The organism is Campylobacter troglodytis (assembly GCF_006864425.1).
Taxonomy (GTDB): domain Bacteria; phylum Campylobacterota; class Campylobacteria; order Campylobacterales; family Campylobacteraceae; genus Campylobacter_D; species Campylobacter_D troglodytis.
This window is the reverse complement of record NZ_QHLI01000006.1, coordinates 48,067-66,499: the sequence shown is the minus strand read 5'-3', so window position 1 is coordinate 66,499 and position 18,433 is coordinate 48,067. Positions and strand designations below refer to the sequence as shown.

Annotated in this window: 18 protein-coding genes and 2 pseudogenes; 8 read left to right on the top strand and 12 right to left on the bottom strand. The window is 38.0% G+C overall.

Translation table 11 applies throughout. The annotated features are described in order from the left end of the window. The coding region (locus DMC01_RS02610; RefSeq protein ID WP_142692739.1) for a hypothetical protein at nt 1-368 on the bottom strand (368 nt) is incomplete at its 3' end. A gap of 31 nt (nt 369-399) precedes the next feature. On the opposite strand from DMC01_RS02610, the gene DMC01_RS02605 reads away from it, so the two are divergent. Both DMC01_RS02605 and DMC01_RS13140 read left to right on the top strand, forming a co-directional pair. Further along, nucleotides 400-588, top strand: coding sequence for a hypothetical protein (locus DMC01_RS02605; RefSeq protein ID WP_142692738.1), 189 nt, complete (start codon nt 400-402; stop codon nt 586-588). A 123-nt stretch (nt 589-711) separates the two neighbouring features. After that, complete coding sequence (locus DMC01_RS13140; RefSeq protein ID WP_185908633.1) at nt 712-879, top strand: hypothetical protein; 168 nt, start codon at nt 712-714, stop codon at nt 877-879. A gap of 298 nt (nt 880-1,177) precedes the next feature. On the opposite strand, the gene DMC01_RS02600 is transcribed toward DMC01_RS13140, so the two are convergent. Genes DMC01_RS02600 through ppk2 form a run of 5 tightly spaced genes read right to left on the bottom strand, consistent with a single transcriptional unit; the run spans nt 1,178 to nt 4,929 of the window. Continuing rightward, a complete protein-coding gene (locus DMC01_RS02600) occupies nt 1,178-1,603 on the bottom strand; it encodes a restriction endonuclease subunit S (protein ID WP_142692737.1) in 426 nt (141 codons plus the stop codon). Continuing rightward, nucleotides 1,584-2,579, bottom strand: a complete 996-nt coding sequence (locus DMC01_RS02595) for a hypothetical protein (protein ID WP_142692736.1) — start codon at nt 2,577-2,579, stop codon at nt 1,584-1,586. The genes DMC01_RS02600 and DMC01_RS02595 overlap by 20 nt, the downstream gene beginning before the upstream one ends. Beyond that, the gene (locus DMC01_RS02590) at nt 2,570-2,767 is read right to left on the bottom strand and encodes a hypothetical protein (RefSeq protein ID WP_142692735.1); all 198 of its coding nucleotides are present in this window, start codon (nt 2,765-2,767) and stop codon (nt 2,570-2,572) included. Before DMC01_RS02590 ends, DMC01_RS02595 begins: the two co-directional genes overlap by 10 nt. A gap of 51 nt (nt 2,768-2,818) precedes the next feature. Further along, a complete protein-coding gene (locus tag DMC01_RS02585) occupies nt 2,819-4,015 on the bottom strand; it encodes a M20 metallopeptidase family protein (RefSeq protein ID WP_142692734.1) in 1,197 nt (398 codons plus the stop codon). After that, nucleotides 4,015-4,929 (bottom strand): polyphosphate kinase 2, encoded by a 915-nt coding sequence (gene ppk2 / locus DMC01_RS02580; protein ID WP_427846089.1) that lies wholly within the window; start codon nt 4,927-4,929, stop codon nt 4,015-4,017. The genes DMC01_RS02585 and ppk2 overlap by 1 nt, the downstream gene beginning before the upstream one ends. A 247-nt stretch (nt 4,930-5,176) precedes the next feature. Between ppk2 and DMC01_RS16385 the strand changes: the two are divergent. From DMC01_RS16385 to DMC01_RS16375, 3 genes and pseudogenes are all read left to right on the top strand, one after another. Continuing rightward, nucleotides 5,177-5,533: pseudogene (locus DMC01_RS16385) on the top strand (protein-disulfide reductase DsbD N-terminal domain-containing protein); the annotation flags it as partial. 111 nt (nt 5,534-5,644) lie between these two features. Further along, a pseudogene (locus DMC01_RS16990) lies at nt 5,645-5,782 on the top strand (cytochrome c biogenesis protein CcdA); the annotation flags it as partial. A 117-nt stretch (nt 5,783-5,899) separates the two neighbouring features. Continuing rightward, nucleotides 5,900-6,958, top strand: a complete 1,059-nt coding sequence (locus DMC01_RS16375) for a cytochrome c biogenesis protein CcdA (RefSeq protein WP_427846088.1) — start codon at nt 5,900-5,902, stop codon at nt 6,956-6,958. Between the two features lie 1,558 nt (nt 6,959-8,516). Here DMC01_RS16375 and DMC01_RS13135 read toward each other — a convergent pair. Then, nucleotides 8,517-8,663 (bottom strand): hypothetical protein, encoded by a 147-nt coding sequence (locus DMC01_RS13135; protein ID WP_185908631.1) that lies wholly within the window; start codon nt 8,661-8,663, stop codon nt 8,517-8,519. A 39-nt stretch (nt 8,664-8,702) separates the two neighbouring features. Here DMC01_RS13135 and DMC01_RS02570 point away from each other — a divergent pair, with 39 nt between their 5' ends. Then, nucleotides 8,703-8,909, top strand: a complete 207-nt coding sequence (locus tag DMC01_RS02570) for a hypothetical protein (RefSeq protein ID WP_142692731.1) — start codon at nt 8,703-8,705, stop codon at nt 8,907-8,909. A gap of 25 nt (nt 8,910-8,934) precedes the next feature. On the opposite strand, the gene DMC01_RS02565 is transcribed toward DMC01_RS02570, so the two are convergent. The 5 genes from DMC01_RS02565 to murJ all read right to left on the bottom strand — a co-directional run bounded on the left by DMC01_RS02565 (nt 8,935) and on the right by murJ (nt 15,561). Next, the gene (locus DMC01_RS02565) at nt 8,935-9,993 is read right to left on the bottom strand and encodes a quinone-dependent dihydroorotate dehydrogenase (protein ID WP_142692730.1); all 1,059 of its coding nucleotides are present in this window, start codon (nt 9,991-9,993) and stop codon (nt 8,935-8,937) included. Between the two features lie 349 nt (nt 9,994-10,342). Next, nucleotides 10,343-12,118, bottom strand: a complete 1,776-nt coding sequence (locus DMC01_RS02560) for an ABC transporter ATP-binding protein (RefSeq protein ID WP_246058953.1) — start codon at nt 12,116-12,118, stop codon at nt 10,343-10,345. A 28-nt stretch (nt 12,119-12,146) separates the two neighbouring features. After that, entirely contained in the window at nt 12,147-12,356 is a 210-nt protein-coding gene (locus DMC01_RS02555; protein WP_142692729.1) for a hypothetical protein, read from the bottom strand. Next, complete coding sequence (gene cysS / locus DMC01_RS02550; RefSeq protein WP_142692728.1) at nt 12,346-13,890, bottom strand: cysteine--tRNA ligase; 1,545 nt, start codon at nt 13,888-13,890, stop codon at nt 12,346-12,348. The genes DMC01_RS02555 and cysS overlap by 11 nt, the downstream gene beginning before the upstream one ends. A gap of 225 nt (nt 13,891-14,115) precedes the next feature. Then, nucleotides 14,116-15,561 carry a murein biosynthesis integral membrane protein MurJ gene (gene murJ, locus DMC01_RS02545; protein ID WP_142692727.1) on the bottom strand — a complete coding sequence of 482 codons (1,446 nt, stop codon included), beginning with the start codon at nt 15,559-15,561 and terminating at the stop codon, nt 14,116-14,118. A gap of 484 nt (nt 15,562-16,045) precedes the next feature. Between murJ and DMC01_RS02540 the strand changes: the two genes are divergently transcribed. Together DMC01_RS02540 and ruvA are read left to right on the top strand one after the other, a co-directional pair. Further along, nucleotides 16,046-17,908 carry a FapA family protein gene (locus DMC01_RS02540; protein ID WP_142692726.1) on the top strand — a complete coding sequence of 621 codons (1,863 nt, stop codon included), beginning with the start codon at nt 16,046-16,048 and terminating at the stop codon, nt 17,906-17,908. Then, the gene (gene ruvA / locus DMC01_RS02535) at nt 17,881-18,432 is read left to right on the top strand and encodes a Holliday junction branch migration protein RuvA (protein ID WP_142692725.1); all 552 of its coding nucleotides are present in this window, start codon (nt 17,881-17,883) and stop codon (nt 18,430-18,432) included. Before DMC01_RS02540 ends, ruvA begins: the two co-directional genes overlap by 28 nt. Nucleotide 18,433 lies beyond the last annotated feature (1 nt).

Below are 18,433 nucleotides of genomic sequence, written 5' to 3'. Positions count from 1 at the left end.
TACCCACCCCCTAAATCCCCCTCCGCAAGGGAGGGGGACTTTTGGTTTGAATCCATAGATTCCCCCTCACTTGCGGAGGGGTCGCCTTTGATTCCCCCTCCCTTGCGGAGGGGGCTAGGGGGTGGGTCAAATTTTGCGTTAGCAAAATTGTCATTTTTCAAACTTTGTGAATTTTCTTTTGAATTTTTGCTTAAATTCAAGGAAATTGTTGAATTTTTGTCGTCTTTTGAATTTTCAAGGTTTTCATACCCACCCCCTAAATCCCCCTCCGCAAGGGAGGGGGACTTGTCTGTGGTTTTAGCCACACTCGCAAGGGAGGGGGACTTGTCTGTGGTTTTAGCCACACTCGCAAGGGAGGGGGCTTTCAAAGGCAAACCCTCCACGCATCAGGGGGCTTATTTGAGCGATTTTGCACAGCAGGGGGCTTTGCCTTTGGAAAACTCCACTTTGCAAGGTAAGGGGGCTTTACAAGGCGAAGTTTCCGCAAGAAATGACGACACAAGCAAACTCGAACAAGAAATCAACAAGCTAGTTTATAGCCTTTACGACTTAAATGAAAGTGAAATAAAACTTATAGAATCTAAATGAGATAAAAGCAAAAATTCTATTTCATACCCACCCCCTAAATCCCCCTCCGCAAAGGAGGGGGATTTAGGGGGTGGGTATGAAAACCTTGAAAATTCAAAAGACGACAAAAATTCAACAATTTCCTTGAATTTAAGCAAAAATTCAAAAGAAAATTCACAGAATTCAAAAATTGAAAATACAAATGCTGAATTTACCCACCCCCAAACCCCCTCCGCACGGCAGGGGGACTTAAAGTGTAGCCACTTTCGCTTTTTGTGTCGCCATTCGCAAGACAGGGGGACTTTTGGTTAAAATCCCTCACTCGTAAGGGAGGGACTTATTTTGTCATATTAAGCGTAGTGACAGGGCGGGTTGCAAGGCGGTATCCAAAGCAAAAATATCTCTGATTCTGAAATTTGAGATACTTCGGTCGTGCTACGCACTCCCTTAGTATGACAGAAATTTAAAGAGTTTTGTAAATTGTTAGGCTTACTTTGGATTTCATTGTTTATTTGTGTTTTTTCACCCACCCAGCGGGTTGCAAGCCTTGCGAAGCAAATCCCTCCGCAAGGCAGGGGAGATTAGTCATTTTAAGAATCTAGGTGCGATTTTATGCCTTAGATTCTATAATGTCTTTGTGGGCTTGGATATTTTTTTCACTCCATAAAACCACATTTTTAATCACTTCTTTTAAAACTGCCTTTATGAAAATTTCCATAAATTTAAAGGCTAGCTCGCCGTTTTTGAGGGTGGGAATTTGTGCAATGTGGTTTTCTAACTCGTCTAGTTTATAGCCACCTTGCTGTCCGTCATATTTTGCGATGAATTTTTGTATGATTATTACGAAAAAATACATAACGCTTTTGTTGAATTTAAATTTTGGCGTTAGTTTATTGATATTTTGCGAACAATAATAAGGGCTTAACTGCAATTTTGCGTATTTGTATTGTCCTATGACTGTGGCTGTGATGGTATGTTGGGAGTTTGGGGCGAATTCTTGCTCGGCGATTTTGCCCTTAATGCCGTTGTTTTTCATTAACTCTGCCGATAAAATTCACGCCCTCGTCTAAAAATTTTATCTTGTTTTCATCAAGTGATTTTGTGCCGACAATGTCAAACAAAGCTCCAAGCTTAAACTCGCCCCATTTTAGGTTTTGTGGATTGCTACGCAAGGCTTTGCCTTGCTCGCAATGAGGAGTGGCATTTTGTGAATTTTCAAAGATTTCAAGGGCTTCAAAGGCTTTTAGGGCGGGGTTTGGTTTTAAATTCAGGGCTTTTGGTGTGGCTTTTGCTGAATTTGCTGTGGGGCTTGAATTTAAGGCTGTGTGAGTTGCTTTTGGCGTGGGCTGTGAATTTTTTGCATTTTGTGCTAGATTTTGAAGGCGTGTCGTGGTGGGGCTTGAATTTGTAGTTGAATTTGTGAGGCTGTGGGTTGCTTTTGCGACTGAATTTTCGGCATTTTTGATGGCTTGGGCTGTGCTGTGCGTTGCTTTTGCTGTTGGGTTTTGAATTTTTGCTGAATTTTCGCTGTGCGTTGTGGCTTTTGTGGCTGAATTTAAGGCTGTGGGTGTGGCTTTTGCTGAATTTGCTGTGGGGCTTGAAGTTAAGGCTGTGTGAGTTGTGGGGCGTGAATTTTTTGCATTTTGTAAGACTTGCGTGGCTGAATTTTCGCTGTGCGTGGAGCTGTGTGCTGGGCTGTGCGTGGCTTTTGGCGTTGGCTGTGAATTTAATGCGGTGTGCGTTGCGGTGTGCGTGGCGGTGTAAGCTGTGTTGTCAGCAAATGAAAAAAGCAAATTCTCGCTTTCAAGCAAGGCTTTGCTTTCCTTGTAAAGTGCTTTAAATTCAAGGCTATTGTGATTGCTTGGAGTTACTTGCCAATTAAAGCCGCTTTTGTCAAAATAAGGCGCGATTTTGTGGTAGTGGCGATTTTTCGGCGTCAAAGGCACACAAAAACACAGGGGGAAGCTCGTTTGCAAAGGTCTTTTCCTTGCTATGGTTAAAATTAACTGCACCAAACTTGCTTAAATGTCCGCCCTGCCTTTCTTCCCCATATAAAATGAATGGCACTGCCATCAGCTCTTTCTTTAACGAAAAAATCTATGCGTCCTAAAATGCGTGTGGTGTCGTAAATCTTTTCAGAGAAAAAATCCTTTGCGACCTTGAGTTTAAGCTCTTCTTCTGGGGTATTTAGGGGATACACTGTGAATTTACCTTATTTATTTTGTCGCTTGTTTTTATTTTTACTCGTTTTTTACGAATTTTCATTCAAAAAATCAAGTGCTAGCATAGCCTCACCTTGCATAAGCACCTTTAAATTCTCACTATCCCAGCAAAAATTTGGGCTGTGATGTAGGGTGGGATTTTTCAAATCCTTTGAAATGCCTACAAAGATATAAGCACCCTTTCTTGCCCTCGTTAAAAAGGCAAAGTCCTCAGCTCCCATATCAGCAGATGCCTCTGTGATGATATTTTCTTCTCCTAAAACCTTGCCAAAAGCCCTTTGTGCCACACCTGCCATAGCTTTGTCATTGATTAAGGGTGGATACTCTCTGATATAATCAAGCTTATATTCTCCGCCAAACTCATTTGCTACTGCCTTAGCGATTTGCTCTATTCCGCTTTGTAAGATGGCTTGGGTTGTACCGTTTAAAAAACGCACCGTGCCTTTGAGACTAGCCTTTTGAGGGATTATATTATAAGTAGTTCCTGCATTAACACAGCCTATGGTAACAACGCCGGCCTCCACAGGTCTTAAGCGCCTTGATACAAGGGTTTGAGCGTCATTTATGAATTTAGCAGCCATCACCACAGGGTCTATGGTGGTGTGAGGGTGAGCACCGTGTCCTCCTCGCCCTATGAATTCTAAATCAAACACATCAACCCCAGCCATCATAGCCCCGCTAATGATTTGAGCTGTGTTTTCTAGCATAGGACCCCACAAATGACAGCCAAAGACGGCATCAACTTTGGGATTTTCCAAGATGCCCTCATCTATCATAGGCTTTGCGCCGCCGTAATTTTCCTCAGCAGGTTGAAACATAAACTTAACAGTTCCGCTAAATTCAGCCCTTAGCTCATTTAAGATTAAAGCAGCACCCAAAAGTCCTGCACTGTGCCCATCGTGTCCGCAAGCATGCATTTTACCTGCACACTTTGAGGCATAGCTAACACCGCTTTCTTCTTGCACAGGTAAGGCGTCCATATCTGCACGCAAAAGCACGCATTTTGGGGCTTTATCACTTTGTTTTGTGCCTTGAATTTGAGCGATTATGCCTGTCTTGGCTATCTTGTTTTGATAGGAAATACCGGCTTCTTCAAGGGCTTTGCAAATTTTTTTTGCTGTTTCAAACTCCTCAAAGCTTAGCTCAGGATGAGCGTGTAAATCTTCCCTAAATTCAGCGATCTTAGGGAAGTATTTATCTCTTAGCCTTTGAATTTTAGCCAGCATTATTTTTTAGCTTTGCCGTCAAGCTTGTGAAAATGTTCATCGCTTTTGTTGAGATTTGCTTCCATTTTTTTGATCTCTTGATCGCCCGATCTAACCTTCTTTTCGCTTGGTTCTTTGATATCCTTGCTCTTGTTAGGATACTCAACATGCTTTAAGATATATCTAAAAATATTAAGCCTTGCCTTCTTTTTGTTATCAGATCTAACTATGGTCCAAGGGCATTTTGGGGTGTTTGAAGCAAGTAGCATTGAGTATTTTGCCACTGTGTATTTATCCCAAAGATCCTGTGATTTTTGATCTACTGGTGAAAGCTTATACTGCTTTAAAGGATCGTCTTTTCTGCTGTCAAAACGTTTCTTTTGCTCTTCCTTTGAGACAGAAAAATAAAACTTAAAAAAGATAACCCCACTATCAACTATCATCTCCTCAAAGCCTGGCACCTCACGCAAGAAATGCTTGTGCTGTTCTGGGGTGCAAAAACCCATAACAGGCTCAACGCCACCTCTGTTATACCAAGATCTATCAAAGATCACTATCTCGCCTGCTGCTGGAAGATGCTTTACGTAACGTTGAAAATACCATTGAGTTTTTTCCACATCGCTAGGCTTTTCAAGGGCTACTGTGCGACATCCTCTTGGATTTAAATGCTCTGTTAATCTTTTAATGGACCCACCCTTGCCAGCAGCATCTCGTCCCTCTGTTAAGATAAGCACCTTTAAGCCCTTTTCCTTGACATAGTTTTGAAATTTCAAAAGCTCGATTTGTAGCTTGACAAGTTCTTTTTCGTATTTAAGTGTGCTTTTTTTCACCTTGACATTAACCCACTTGCCTTTCTTGTCCTTTTTGTCCTTCTTGTCGCTAGTTTCTGTCTTGGATGTTTTAGCAGATGTCTTAGCTTCAAGCTTATCCTTCACCTCTTGCTCCACAGCAGCCTCCTTAACCTCTTCAACAAGCTCTGTTTTGATCTCGGCTTTGTTTGTGCTTCTAGCACCCCTATTTGTTGTGTTCATACAAGCTCCTTAAAATAAATTGATTTCAAATTTTACCATAATAAAATTTAAATTAAAACTTAAATTTAAGAAAAATATCGGCTAAATTTTAATAAAGTTTACCATAATAAACTATAATTTAAGCCAAAAATTTCAATCTTACTGGAAGCTAATGCGTGTTTTTGCGGTTTTTTTCATCTTTTTTAGCCTTGCTTTTAGCGAGGTTCTTAGTCCAAAACAAGCCTTTGTTATCACTCAGGGTGGGGATTTTCAAGGTGTTTTTGTCCGCATAAACTTAGCCGATAAAATTTATCTTTATAAAAATCAGCTTAAACTAATCTTAAACGGCAAGGATCTAAGTGAGGATTTAAATTTGCCAAATACAGTTATCAAAGACAAAGAAGAGGTCTTTTACAAGGCCTTGCAGCTTGATCTGCCAAATATAATGCTAAGAGATTTAAAAAAAGATTCAAGGCTGGAGCTTTTTTATCAGGGCTGTTCTGATGAGGGCTTTTGCTACCGTCCTATGAAGGCTGAGTTTATTATAAATAGTTCTCAAAAAAACGGTGATCTAAGCTATGAAATAGCCCCCCTTAAAGAAAGAACCCCTAACTCAAACAAGCTCCTATCTTATCTGCAAGATAAGAATTTGCCCTTGATCCTAGTTTTTTTCTTTGCTTATGGGCTTTTGCTCTCCCTTACTCCTTGCACCTTGCCTATGTTTCCTATCTTATCTTCATTGATTCTTAATCAAGGTGTAGGCAAAAAAGAGGACAAAAGAGACTTAAATAATGATACTAGCGAGGCTACAAGCAATGTGAATTTAACACAACAAGAGGCTAAAAATTCAAATCCTTGTCCGAACGAAGAGGCAAAAGGCACACAAAAAACACAAATGCTTTCAAAAAAACGAGCATTTTTTCTCTCCCTTGTCTTTGTCTTTTTTATGTCTCTTGCTTACGCTATTGCAGGACTTATCACGGCTAGCCTTGGTGCAAGTGTGCAAGGGCTCTTGCAAAGACCTCTTGTGATCCTTATCTTTGCTTTTATCTTGGTGCTACTAGCCCTTTCTTGCTTTGGACTTTTTAGTTTTTCTTTGCCGCAAAATTTAGCAAGGATAAAAGGCAGGGGCTTTTTAGCGGTAGCCTTAATGGGCTTTTTGTCCGCTTTTATAGTGGGTCCTTGTGCGGCTGCACCCCTAGCAGCTGCCCTTCTTTACATAGCACACAGTGGGGATCTCGCACTTGGAGGCTTGGGGCTTTTTGTTCTTAGTTTTGGGATGGGTGTGCCATTATTGGCACTTGGCTTGGGGCTTGGCTTTATAAAAACAGGGGAGTGGATGCAAAGGGTAAATGTTTTCTTTGGCTTTTTGTTGCTGTTTATGGCTGTTTGGATGATGGATCGCTTTTTATTAGATCATCTTACTCTCTTGCTTTATGGGATTTTGGGTGTGTTTTTTGTGGTATTGATGGGAGCTTTTGAGCAAGCAAGCTCAAATTTAGCCAAGATCAAAAAGGCTATTTTAATCTTAGTTTTAGCCTATTCTTTAAGCCTTTTTTTAGGAGGGCTTTGGGGGGGTAAATCCTTGCTAAATCCCTTAAATTTAAGCACTCAAAGTGTTAAACAGGGCTTAAACTTTGAGTTTATGGATGATTTAGAAAAAATAAAGACTTCCTTAAATCAAAAGGCTTTGATATATTTTACTGCTTCTTGGTGCGAAAACTGCAAGCTCTTAGAGCGCTTTACCTTCAATGATGAGGGATTAATTGAAAGCCTAAAAGATTTTAAATTAATCAAGATCGATCTAAGCGATAATGACTCAAAAAATGCTTTGATTATGAAAGAATTTGAGGTTTTTGCTCCCCCTGTTTTGATCTTTTATGATGAGAATGTTGAATTTTCAAGGCTTGTTGGCTTTGTAAGCAGCAAAGAGCTTTTAGCCTCAATGCCCTAAACCACACAAAGTCCTTCAAATCAAGCAAATTCTACTCTAAGTTAAAATTTTTTAATATAATTTCTTCTTTTAAAGCAAGTTAATTAAAGTCCCCTTGAAAGATTAAATTTTAAGCTTTTTGCAAGCAAATGCCTTTGTTTTTGCAACAATACCAGCATTTTGCAAAGAACTGCATAGATTTATATTTCTTAAGGTAGGTTGAGCCTTTAAATTTTTAAAATTCACGCAAAATAAGTAAGCTCGTAGTTGTAAAATGCTAACAAAACAAAATCATTAAAAAGACAAGATACCAACAAGATAAAAATCATTAAAAAAATAACTTATACAAAGACCTACCCTCACAAGCACAGTTTAATGCTAATAAGTGCTATCATAGGCTTTTAAGCAAGCTAGTGCTTTATCTTGTAGGCAAAACGCAAAAGCCACCTTTGTGCTTATCTTTTGTCTGGCTATGATTTAATTGAGTTATTATCTTGGTAGAAAAGATTGTTAGAAAGAAGAGCTTACAAAAACACAGTTATTGCCTTTGTTATGAGCCTAAATGGCAAGCTAAATTCGCAAGCTCATTTAACTTTGCTCAATTCTATGCTTGAAAAAAATTCAAGCTCAAAGGAGGATTAAATTCAAAGAATGACTTAAATTCAGAGCTAAATTCAAACTCACAGCTAAACTACAATGAGGGCTTAAATTCAAAGCTAAAATTCAAACTCAAGCGAAGACTTAAATTTAAAGGATGGATTAAGCTCAAATAAAGGTTTCAATTCAAAAGAACGCTCAAATGAGGGCTTAACTGTAAGATATACAAAAAACTCTAAAATTAAACAAAGATACAGTTATAAATTCAAGCTCAAAGCTAAATTCAAAATTCGCGGCTAAATTCAAGCCAGATCATCCCTACAAATTCAGCAAAACCCTTTTTTTCAGTAACACTCCCCCATCACAGAACCTAGCAAGGTGCGGGATACTTATTCTTTGTGCCTTTTGAATACTGGCTTGTGGTATTAGATGCTTTTGGTGTATATTTATAATTGGGGATTTTAGCCTAGCCTTTTTAGCAAGAAACATGTAAGCAAGTTTTACAGTAAAAAGAACAAGTCCTCATAGGACTTTTCACGGCTTTTTTTGTGTTTTTAAATTATGGCTTAGGATAACTTAAACTCAAATAAAGGAGTTTAAGTTATGATTTGCAAGGTGAAAAACAAGCATATAAGTCGTGCAAGAAGTTCAAAGGCTAAATTTAAAGAATTTTGTAGTATTTTTGCCTCTAAATCAAGGCTTTTTGCAAAGTGGAGAGCGTAACGACACAGGAAAATACTTCAAAATTCCTTAAATTATATCTGAGAAATTAGGAAACGGATCTTTGTTTTTCATAGGCTTTAACTTAAAAACCCTTTGGTTTAAGTTTAATTGAGCCTAATTTTTTTTTATGAATTTTTTAGCTCTTAGTTTTTGTATAAAATATGCGAATTTTAATCTACTGCGAAAATATATAAAAATTCAAGCTTTTTAAACTGTGAATTTTTTAAAAAATTGCAAAAATTCACATTTCATTCCGCCGTCATTGCGAGCCGATGAAATCGGCGTGGCAATCCACAACGCACGCAGTGCGTTTTTGGCGACAAGAAATGCTTACCGCAAAAACAAAGTGTTTCTGCTTGCAGTTGCGAGTGCGTAGCACGAAGCAAAAACTGAAGCGAAAACGCAATGAGCGAAAAAATCGCCCTCAAGCGATTAAGGTTCGCTCGTGGGCAACCGCGCCCCGCGAATTTGTAACTTTGTTTTTGCTTTTAAAATCGCTTTAAATTCAAGCGTTTTGGATACTTCGCTGTCGCTCAGTATGACGGCAAGGGGTTACGCAACCTTGCTTTTATGGATTGCCACGAAAATCCTAATGGATTTGCAGAGCTTGCAAGCAAGTCTCGCAATGACGAAAAATGCTGAATTTTTGTAAAAAAATTCAAGGTTTTCCGCAAAACTCATTTCAAATTCGCTCCCACAGCCTCGCTTATATGCAAAAAGCCATCTTTTTTAAGCAATTCTAAAAGCCCCCTATTTATATCTCGCACGGTTGTGGGACCCTTGAAAATAAAAGCCGTGTAGATTTGCACGAGATTTGCTCCGTTTTTTATGCGCTCATAAGCTAACTCAGCACTATCTATGCCCCCACTTGCCACTAAAAGTGCTTTACCAAAGAGCTTTTGTGCAAGTTCTTTAAAGAAAAGTCCGCTTTTCTCGCTAATGAGCCGCCCACTAATGCCTCCAAAGGTGCGGTTATTATCAAGCAAACTATAATCCGTGCTTGTATTTGCTATGATAATAGCCTTTATACCAGCATTTATGGCATCCTCGCAAAGGCTTATCGCCGAATTTACAGGCATATCAGGTGAGATTTTAAGCCAAATGGGCTTTTTTGTGAGCCTTTTAGCCTCTTTCATCAATGAGCTTATGAATTTCTTGCTTTGCAAATCCCTCAAACCCTTTGTGTTAGGCGATGAAATGTTGATTGTAAAATAATCACTTAGGCTGTCAAATTCTTTAATGAGTGTGATATAGTCATTTATTGCGTTTTCATTTGTGGTAAGCTTGTTTTTGCCTATGTTTGCACCAAGTGGCAGCACGAAAGGATAGATTTTACCAAGCCTAGAGGCTATCTTATCCTTGCCCTCGTTGTTAAAGCCCATAGCGTTTTGAATGCTCTCTTGCTCTACAAGGCGAAAAAGTCGTGGTTTGTCGTTACCCTTTTGAGCCTTTGGAGTGAGTGTGCCAAACTCCAAAAAGCCGTATCCCAAAGCACAAAGGGGGCGTATTATAGTGGCATTTTTATCAAAGCCCCCTGCTAGGCCCACAGGGTTAAAGAAATGCAAATTTAAAAGATCCTGCCTTAAACTCTCATCATTTACAATGCACTCTTTTGCTATTAAGTTTAAAGCCCCAGGTGCGGTGAAATTCAAGGCCCTAAGGCTAAATTCCACGAGTTTATGCGCCTTTTCAGGGTCCAAAAGAAAGAGGGCTTTTTTGAAATAATCATAATTCATCTTCGTCCTTTGCGTGAATTTTAGCACAGTTTCTTAAATTTGACAGCATTTGAAAAGTCTTGCCTTTTTACTCATACTTATCATTTTTGTGCAGAGGCTAAAAAATATTTCTTATGTTTTACAAAGGCTTTATTTTAAAAAAAATATTGATTTTAGATGAAATACCATATTTGTCATTCTAAGACTGTGCCAAGAATTTACGAATTTATGAAGAATGCCTTAAATTTAATGAATTCTTCGTCCATAGGCTAATGACAAATCAACACTTTTTTAAAAAAGATCCTTTACAAAAAGCGAAAAAGCTTAGAGTTTTAAAAGCCTCTAATAAATTCAACACTCTATAAAAAGCTTAATATTCAAGCTCCTCAGCCGTTTTTTGCTTGAATTTTTGATACAGCTCACAGCTTTTCATAAGTTCTTCGTCTGTGCCTATGTCAAGCACCTCGCCCCTGCTTATAACTACGATTTTATCGGCATTTTCTATGGTTGTTAGACGGTGCGCAATTATTAAAATGAGATGATTTTTTTTAAGTGCCTCTATGGTCGCCATTACGAGCTTTTCGCTTTCATTATCAAGTGCAGAAGTGGCTTCGTCAAAGATTAAGAAATTTGGACGCTTATACAAGGCTCTTGCTATGGCTATTCTTTGCTTTTGTCCGCCGCTTAAATTCTTGCCGTGTTCGTTAATTTGAGCGTAAATGCCCCCCATAGCCTCTACAAATTCAAGGGCATTTGCTTGTTTTAGAGCATCCACAACTCGCTCTTCGTCAAATTCCTCGCTGTAAGCTATGTTTTGAGCAACTGTATCGTTGAAAAGGTAGATATTTTGAGTTACCAAAGCGATTTTAGCCCTCAAGGACTCTAAATCATACTCGCTAATGTCGTTTTGATTTATGAGAATTTGCCCTGAGTTTTTATCATAAAAACGCACTAAAAGGTTGATAATAGAGCTTTTCCCACCCCCACTAGGACCAGCAAGTGCGATGATTTTACCCCTTTGCAAATCAAAGCTCACATTTTTAAGCACTTCCTTGCCTTCTTCGTAGCTAAAATTCACATTTTTAAGGCTTATCTTGTCGATTTTTTCTAAATTTTTATCTCCACTTTTAATTTCAGGCAATAAATCCAAAAGAAAAAAGGTTCTTTCACAAGCAGCCACAGCCCCTTGAATGCCCCCATAAAGCCCTGCTAGACTTTTAATAGGACCATAAGCCATAAACAAGGCTGCTATAAAGCTTGAAAAGGAGCCGGGCGTCATATTTCCAGCTATGACCTCGCGTCCGCCTATTACTATGACGGCTGCAACGCCTATGGCACCAAACATTTCCATTAAGGGAGTTACAAGAGAGCCTATCCTAGCACCCTTTAAGCCTATTTTGGCTAGGGCATTGTTGTCAAGGTTAAATTTCGCAATTTCCTTTGCCTCGGTGTTATCAGCCTTGATTAGCTCTATGTTTTGATAAATTTCATTAAGACGTGAGTTCATATCAGCACCCTTTTCTTGCCCCCTACGCCCAAGGGTTTTAAGCTTTTTAGCAAAGATATTTAAAGGATACACAGCACAAGGGACAACTATAAGGGCGATTAGGGCTAGCTTTGGGCTTTGATAAATGACAACGGCTAAAAGCCCTATGAGTTGAATTAATTGCTTTAAAAACTCAGGCACAGTGCCTACTACTATGCTTTGAATGGCTCCAATGTCGCCTGTGGTGCGAGACATAAGCTCTCCGGCTCGGTATTTGGCAAAAAAAGCCATATCGAGCCGTAGCAAGTGCGAGAGCATCATTTCTCGAAGCTTGGTGATTAAATCAATGCCTATGTAGGCTAGGTAGAAGCCCTGCAAGTAAGCCCCAAAATCCTTCATAAAATAAAACAAAATCACCCCAGCAGGTAAAACATAAAGCATAGTCATATCTTTATTTATGAAAATCTCATCAATGACGGGCTTTAAAAGCCAAGCACTTAGCGCTGTGCCTGCTGCACCGATAATCATACCAAATAAAACTATGGCAAAATACTTTGCATAGTGCCTATAATAATGCTTAAACTTGCCAAGCACCTGCCAAATAGTCATATCCTTGTGCTGTTTTTCTTTTAACTCTGATTTATAGACATCGTCTTTCATAGCTTTCCTTAAATTTTGCTTGAATTTTTTAGTTTTTTAAAAATTTGCTAAAACTCGTCATTGCGAGCGAGTGTAACGAGCGTGGCAATTTATAGTTTAAAAAGCCCTCTTTGCTATTTTTAAAAAGGCTAAATAAATTCACGCTTTTTTTGAAATGGTTAAGGCTAACAGTCTGCCACTTGTCCATTGCCACAGTTTTACTTCGTCCAATCTCGCAATGACGATTTTCACTCAGCATTTTTCTCCCAAATAGTGCCTTGTGCTGTATCTTGCAAGATGATCTTTTGCCTTGCTAAGTCGTCTCTAAGCTCATCAGCAAGGGTGAAATTTTTAGCCTTTTTTGCCGCGTTTCTTTGTGCGATTTTTGCCTCAATTTCTGTTTTAAGCTCAGCACTCACGCCAAATTGAAAATACTCATTTGTGTTTATAAAACCCACACCAAAAATCATAGCACAGTCTTTTAAACTAGTTTCAATGCTTTCTTTTAATGCTGAATTTTTAGGGCTTTCATCAAGTTTTGCATTTGAGCTTATGATAAACTCATCAAAAAAAGACAAAGCCAAAGAAACATTTAAATCATCGCTTAAAGCCTTTAAAATGCTTTGTGCTAGCTCGCTTTGAAATTTAAATTTTTGTGAATTTTCTTTTAAAGCTTGTGTGTCTTTGTTTGAAGGGACTAAGTTTTGTGAATTTAAGCTTGAATTTAAAATAGAATTTGTCTGTGTTTCTTTGCTTGAATTTTCATTTAAATTTGGCTCAAAATCCCTAAATTCAGCCAAATTCAGCCGCTTTTTAAGCCTATAAAGCTTATCAAGCCTTTTTTTTGCTACTTCTAAATCGCTTAAAGCATAGTTAAAATCACTTCTGTAATGAGTTTGAAGTAAATAAAAACGCAAAACCTCGCCATTGAATTCACGCAAAGCGTCCTTGATGAAAAAGCTATTATTTAGGCTTTTGCTCATCTTTTCGCCCTTGATTTTAACAAAGCCATTATGTAGCCAAATGCGTGCAAGCTCGCCCCCACAAGCACAGCGGTGTTGTGCGGCTTCATTTTCGTGGTGTGGAAAGAGCAAATCTGCTCCCCCGCAGTGAATGTGAAGTGTGTCAAAAAGGGCATTTATCATAGCCACGCATTCTGTGTGCCAGCCCGGACGCCCCTTGCCAAAAGGCGACGTGGGGTAGAAATTTTCGTCAAAGCCAAAGGAAGTGGGGTCGAAGCTTTCATCAAATTTCCACAGCACAAAATCGCTTTCGTTTTTCTTTGCAACCTCATTTTCAAGGCGGCTTTGATTTTCGCCCAAAGTCCTATGAGATAGGCTTAGATACTCGCTATCCTTTGAGCTATCAAAATAAACCCCATCAGACAAAGTATAGGTAAAGCCCTTTTTTTCAAGGCTTTCAATTAGTTTTATCATTTGAGAAATGTATTCAGTAGCCCTTGGCTTGAATTTTGGCTCTAAGACATTTAATGCCTTCATATCGGCTTCATAAGCCTTTATATAATGCTCTGTCAGGGCTTTGAGCGTTAAATTTTGCTCTTTCATTTTGTTTAGAATTTTATCATCAAGATCCGTGTAATTTCTTGCAAAATTCACGCAAAAGCCCAAAGCAAGTAAGGTTCGGTGTAATAAATCAAAGCAAACAGCAGATCTTGCGTGTCCTAAATGAGCATCATCATATACGGTTGCTCCGCAAAGATAGATATTTATAATGCCATTTTTATCGGCATTTAGCTCAATTTTTGCCTTTGTTTTGCTATCATACAATCTCATATCTTTTCCTTAAAAACTATAATTTAAATTCAAGCTTTTTTATAAACTTAGTCAAAACTTCAAAAAATTCAAGCTTCTTTTATTAAACTTAAACAAAAACTCATAAAATTCAAGCTTTTTGTTGAATTTAGCTAAAACTTCATAAAATTCACAGTTTTAAAATTTAACCAAAAAATTCAAAAAATTCAAAGTTTGCTTAGCCAAGAATTCACAATTTTTAAAACCCTAAATAATAAACTCATAAATATTAACAAAAAAGCCTATTATATGTGCTTTAAACTCAAATAAAACAAGGCCAAAAATCGCCAAAAAAATCATCCCCAAAAGCATTTTTTTAAGATTTATAAGCCCCAAAAACGCTCGCACGCCAAACTCTTTTATATTCGCACCAAGCAGATAAAAGGCACTCAGTGAGCTAGCCAAAGCAACTCCTAGCACCTTAAATTCAGGGCTTTCAATGACTAAGATAAAAATTATAGAAAAGCTAGCAGAAATGCCAAGTGCCTTGAAAGCTATGATGGCGGCGATTTTTTGCTTGAATTTCGCATAAAGCCACAAAGAAAGCAGTTTTTGCAAGCCAAAAGGCAAAAGCCCTACTAGATAAGCCATAAGCACAAAGGCTGTGATCTTTGAGTCATTACTGCCAAAATTGCCCCGCTCAAAGAGTAAAGTAGTGATTTCAGGAGCAAAGATAATGCCTAAAATGCTTGCCATTACAAGCATAAAGCTTAAAGCTGCAAGGGCTTTTTGCATAAAATTCAAAGCCAAAGCCTCCTCCCCACTTTTAAGCTGTTTTAGGATTTTTGGGAAAGAAACCTGAGTTAAGGCTATGGCAAAGAGGGCAAGGGGCAACTGAAAAACGCGGTTAGCATAGTAAAGATAGGAAATTGATCCTGTGATTAAAAAGCTAGCTATGGTGGTATCAAGCAAGGTGCTTAATTGAGTAGCTGAGGAGCCTAGTACGCCGTGAAAGAAGTTTGAGTAGAAATTATCAAGCCTTGTTTTAAGCCTTTTAAGGCGAAGACTAAGCCACATTGCCTTGAATTTAAGGCTATTTCTAAGGGCTATTAGGTGTAAGATAAGCTGTGCTAGTCCGCTTAAAACGATGGCATAGGAAAAATAATACATATTTTGCAAGGGACTGGTCTCATCTACAAAAAAGACGCAAAGGACTATGGAGAGATTAAAAAGTGCAGCTGAGAAGGAGGTGATAAAGAATTTATGCTCATAATTTAAAAGGGCTGCGAGTAGGGTTACTAAGAAGATAAAAAAAAGATACCAAAAATTTATGGCTACAAGTGGAGAGGCTAGCTTGATGGTCTCTTCATTAAAGCCAAAGGCAAAGAGCTTTGTAAAAAAGCCCGCAAAAAAATTCACTAGCAAACAAAGCAAAAGCACGGCCAAACCAAATCGAAGCAAGACGGCTACACAAAAGGCACCCTTTTTTCTAGCCCTTGTGAAATTTGGCAAGAAGCTTTGTCCGAAGGCTCCTTCTGCAAAGATCCTACGAAAAAAGGCTGGCATCTTTAAGGCTACAAAGAAGACATCGCTATAAAGTCCAGCTCCTAGGTATAAGGCTAGGATAATGTCTCTTGCAAGTCCTAAAACACGGGAAAAGAGTATGCCAAGGGCATTTGTGATGAAGTTTTTAAAGATGAGATTTTTAGCCATCTCTGCCTTTTTGGGTGATTAAATCAAGCTTTAATTGTAACGAAAATTTATTAAAATTATATATAATTTTTTAGTTTATGTCGATTTATAACATAGACTTGTAGTTTTGACAAGAATGGTGCTTGTAAGCTTGGTGCTTGTTAAGAAGGGATTTTTATAAATAAAGTTGTGGCTTTATATGAAAAAATGCCTTTGTAAAAGAGGCTTTGCTAACAAAACTTTGCTTACAAAAGAAGCTGTGTTTTTGTAAAAAACTTGACAGCAAAAAAGATCTTTTGCAAAAATTGCTTTAATGGATAAACTGAGTTTGCTAAAAATGCTAGAATTTAGTCAAGAAAGATCTTTGGCAGAAGAAGCTAAAAATTTAGCCAAAAAAGATCGTTTTATAAAGAGGCTAAACTTTACTAAAAGCTAGACTTTAAAGCGCTAAGACAAAGAGCTTTGATGCTTTAAAGAACAATAATTTTACTAAGAAAGAGTTTTTATGGATGCTATATGGACTAAGGATCCTTACGAGGAGCTTTTAAAAGAAAGTGCGAGTTTGGGAGTAGGTGTTAAGGCACTTGATTACACCCTACTTAGCTATACTACAAATTACAGCCTTGATGATAGAGAATTTCAAGAACTTGGCGAAAAGGATCTTTTTATCTTTGATGATGATGATGTTTTTTTGGATGATAAGTTAAAAATTTCGCAAAATTATAAGATCAAGATCAAGCAAATCAACCCCCACGAAGCTCATATCTCTCAAAAGGTAACATTACTAAATAATAAAGATTATACAAAATTACTAATTGATCTAGATCTAAACGGGGTCAGCTTTCACTCAAACATAGCTATGGAAATTTTGCAAGAAATTTATAAAAAGATGATAAAAAATAAATTATTATTGGGGCTTAGGATGGGCAAATTTAAAGAAGATCTTTTACATACCCTAAAAGCATTTAGGGCTAAAACCTTGCATAATAACAAGGCTAGATTGCTTTTAGCCAAAGGAATTCCTTCTATCTCAGCTCATGTTGAAAGCCTAACTCTAAGCTACAAGGATAAGATCCACGAAAACAAAAATGTCCTTCAAAAGGTAAGCATCATAGGTGTCAATGAAGGAGATCTTATCTTAAAGCACATCCAGCCAGGTCAGGGCAAAAGAGGAAGGAATTTAAGATTAGAATTCATAGAACCTCATATCCCACCCCAGCAAGATATAAAATTTTCTGTGTCTGAAAACCTAGAAGGAAGGGATATATGTGAGATAGGCGCTAAGTCTCATATAACTGAGTATTATGCAAGGAAAAAGGGCTTTATAAGCTTAAAAGAAGGACATTTTGACATAGAAAACGACTTAGAGCTTAGCTCGGTTACCTTTAAGGAATTTGGAGCTGTTTTAGGAGGCACAGATAATAATATCACCATAAATGTAAAAAGCAATTCTCAATTAGAAGATGCTGTGGGTTCGGGCGTTCACATAGAGTGTGAGACCCTAACAGTTAATGGCATAGTAGGAGGAAATACTGTGTTAAGGGCAAAGACTGTTAAGGTTTATGGGATCACTTCTCCTACTGCAAAGATCTACGCTCAAAATGCTTATATATCAACCCACAGAGGCTTTGTGGAGGCTGAGTATGTGGATATAGATAGCGTTGAAAATGGGGTTGTTAAGGCCAAACACATAGCCAAGCTTAAAAAAAGCCTAGGAGCAAATATCACAGCCTCTCTCATTTGGATAAATTCCCTAGCAGCAAATAATAATATCACCTTTAATCAAATCACAGTCATAGAAACTTGCTCAGGTGCAAATAATAAATTCACAGTTAAACCCGTTTTAGATGAAACAAAGGATCCTATGAATGATTTAGAAGAGCTTGAATTAAGAGAAAGAAAACTGCCAGAACTAATAGAAAAGCTTGAAGAAACCATAAATTCAAGTCAAAGTGCGGTAGAAAAGATCAAAAAAAAGATTGATCAGCTTAAAAAGCAAAATCTGCCTGTTCCTAATAATTTCAATCAAATGTTAAGGCAGTTTGTAAATTATAATCACAAATTAAGTGCTCTTCACAAAGAAGAAAGCCAATTAAAGCTAAAAAAAGAAAAGCTCATAAAGTATTTACAAGAGCTAGACCATGAGCTTTTTGATTCAAGACTAATTAATAAAGGCTCTAAGTGGAGTGATATGTGCTCTGTGAATTTTATGTTTTCTCATTCTAAACTTAGCTATGCTACAAAAAAGGATGAGGAGATCAAGCTTTTTTACGCAAGAAGGGATCAAAATGATCAGGTTAGAATAGAACAAAACACCAAATTCGAGGACAAGGATCTGGAATGGTTGAAGGAATCGAAGGCACAGTAAGTCATAAGGAGCCAACCTTCATAGTGCTTAAAACAAATGGGGGTGTAAGCTACGGCATAAGTGTCTCGCTTTTTTGCTCCGCACACCTTGAAAAGGGACAAAAAACCGAGCTTTTCACCACTATGATAGTAAAAGAGGACTCACAAAGGCTTTATGGCTTTTTGGATAAGAACGAGCAAAAAATGTTTGAGCTTTTGTTAAAGGTAAATGGCATAGGCGCGACAACGGCAATGGCGGTTTGTTCTAGCCTTGATACAAATTCTTTTTATGCAGCCTTGCATTCAGGAAACGAGGAAGCCTTTAAAAAGGTAGCTGGAATTGGACCAAAGAGTGCTAAACGCATTATAATTGAGCTTGGCGATGCTAAAATAGCCCTTGAAAGCACTGATGAGGGCAAAGCTCAAGCCCTACAAGCTCTCTTATCGCTTGGCTTTAAGCAAGATAGGGCTTTAAAGGCATTAAGCGAGTGCAAGGCTAGTAGCACAAGCGAGCTTATAAAAGAAGCGCTTAAAAAACTTTCATAAG

Coding starts and splice junctions, on each gene's coding strand:
- ruvA (WP_142692725.1), top strand. CDS start 17,881: ATGGTTGAAGGAATCGAAGGCACAGTAAGTCATAAGGAGCCAACCTTC.
- cysS (WP_142692728.1), bottom strand. CDS start 13,890: ATGAGATTGTATGATAGCAAAACAAAGGCAAAAATTGAGCTAAATGCC.
- DMC01_RS16375 (WP_427846088.1), top strand. CDS start 5,900: ATGCTTTCAAAAAAACGAGCATTTTTTCTCTCCCTTGTCTTTGTCTTT.
- DMC01_RS02565 (WP_142692730.1), bottom strand. CDS start 9,993: ATGAATTATGATTATTTCAAAAAAGCCCTCTTTCTTTTGGACCCTGAA.
- DMC01_RS02555 (WP_142692729.1), bottom strand. CDS start 12,356: ATGCTGAGTGAAAATCGTCATTGCGAGATTGGACGAAGTAAAACTGTG.
- DMC01_RS02560 (WP_246058953.1), bottom strand. CDS start 12,118: ATGAAAGACGATGTCTATAAATCAGAGTTAAAAGAAAAACAGCACAAG.
- DMC01_RS02540 (WP_142692726.1), top strand. CDS start 16,046: ATGGATGCTATATGGACTAAGGATCCTTACGAGGAGCTTTTAAAAGAA.
- DMC01_RS02585 (WP_142692734.1), bottom strand. CDS start 4,015: ATGCTGGCTAAAATTCAAAGGCTAAGAGATAAATACTTCCCTAAGATC.
- murJ (WP_142692727.1), bottom strand. CDS start 15,561: ATGGCTAAAAATCTCATCTTTAAAAACTTCATCACAAATGCCCTTGGC.
- DMC01_RS02600 (WP_142692737.1), bottom strand. CDS start 1,603: ATGAAAAACAACGGCATTAAGGGCAAAATCGCCGAGCAAGAATTCGCC.